Origin of the sequence: Agrococcus jejuensis (assembly GCF_007679035.1) — a bacterium.
GTDB classification, from domain to species: Bacteria; Actinomycetota; Actinomycetes; order Actinomycetales; family Microbacteriaceae; genus Agrococcus; species Agrococcus jejuensis_A.
The window spans coordinates 1-330 of record NZ_VEFR01000016.1; the positions used below are offsets into that span (position 1 = coordinate 1).

The following is a 330-nucleotide window of genomic DNA, read 5'->3' on the forward strand; positions in this document are numbered from 1 at the left end:
GAGCAAGCTCCTCCTTCATCGTTCGACTTGCATGTGTTAAGCACGCCGCCAGCGTTCATCCTGAGCCAGGATCAAACTCTCCATAAAGAAATTTTGCATGTCACCGGCAAGCCGACGACAGCGAGTTTGAATCTGACAAGTGGATTGTCACTGACAATCTCGTTTGTCCAAAGGAATCTCAACGCATCCGAAGATGCGACGAGGTAATTTGGCATTTGACATTGTGCACGCTGTTGAGTTCTCAAGGATCGGGCGCTCTCGACCGCACCCTCCCGGGATTGCATCGAGGCCCTGCTGTTCGCCACGCGACTCTCCGCGAGATGGCAACCT

At 53.3% G+C, this 330-nt stretch carries 1 rRNA gene; it reads right to left on the minus strand.

The annotated features are described in order from the left end of the window. Positions 1 to 87: ribosomal RNA gene (locus FS793_RS15885) — 16S ribosomal RNA — on the minus strand; the annotation flags it as partial. Between the last annotated feature and the right edge of the window lie 243 nt (positions 88 to 330).